2 protein-coding genes are annotated in these 1,029 nt (G+C 59.8%); both read left to right on the forward strand.

Annotated elements, in window-relative coordinates; translation table 11 throughout:
* Positions 1 to 351: NADH-quinone oxidoreductase subunit F (locus GTN70_05390; GenBank protein NIO16417.1), on the forward strand; the 351-nt coding region annotated here is incomplete at its 5' end.
* A gap of 27 nt (positions 352 to 378) precedes the next feature.
* Positions 379 to 1,029: 2Fe-2S iron-sulfur cluster binding domain-containing protein (locus tag GTN70_05395; GenBank protein NIO16418.1), on the forward strand; the 651-nt coding region annotated here is incomplete at its 3' end.

Genomic DNA, 1,029 nt, shown 5'->3' on the forward strand with positions numbered 1-1,029 from the left:
ACCATGGCAGGCTCCGCCGCCATCATCGTCATACCGGCGGGGGTCTGCATGGTAAAGGCTCTTCTTATCCTGGCCGACTTCTATTCCCACGAGTCCTGCGGCCAGTGCACGCCCTGCCGCGAGGGGACGGAATGGCTGAGAAAGATCCTGCGCCGCATCGAAAACGGCCAGGGCCGCGAGGGAGACCTCGACCTGATCCTGGAGCTCTGCGACAACATGATGGGAAAGACGATCTGTCCCCTGGCAGACGCCGCGGGGATGCCGGCAATCTCCTTCATCGGCAAGTTCCGGGAGGAGTTCGAACATCACATACGGGAGAAGAGGTGTCTCGACAGTGAGATCGAGATATAGAAAACGTACGCTCGGTGTGGGTGAGGGATGCTGAAGGTAACGATCAACGAAAAGACCTGTGAGGTTAAGACGGGCACGACGGTTCTTCAGGCTGCACAGAAAGCGGGAATCGAGATTCCCCACTTCTGCTACCACCCCCGCCTGTCGATCGCCGGAAACTGCAGGGTGTGCCTGGTGGAGCTGGAAAACACGCCCAAGCTCCAGACGGCCTGCTCCACGCTCTGCGCCGACGGGATGGTCGTGCGCACCGACACGGAGAGGGTGAAAAAGGCCGTCACCGGGGTGCTCGAGTTTCTCCTCATCAACCATCCTGTCGATTGCCCTGTCTGCGACCAGGCGGGAGAGTGCGGCCTGCAGGATTACTACATGAAGTTCGGTCTTCACGGGAGCCGCTTCGCCCTCGAGGACAAGGAGCGGAAGTTCAAGGCAAAGGATATCGGGGGACTCATCATCCTCGATTCCGAGCGGTGCGTGCTCTGCACGCGGTGCATGCGCTTTCTGAGGGAAGTGGTGGGCACCGATGAGCTGAATATCTTTCACCGCGGGTCCCACTCGTCGATAGACATCTACCCGGGAAGGCCACTTGAAAACCGGTACACGTGCAACCTCGCCGAGGTGTGTCCCGTTGGCGCCCTGACAGACAGGGATTTCCGGTTCCAGTGCAGGGTATGGTTCCTT

Source organism: Deltaproteobacteria bacterium (genome assembly GCA_011773515.1).
Classification (GTDB): domain Bacteria; phylum Desulfobacterota; class Deferrimicrobia; order J040; family J040; genus WVXK01.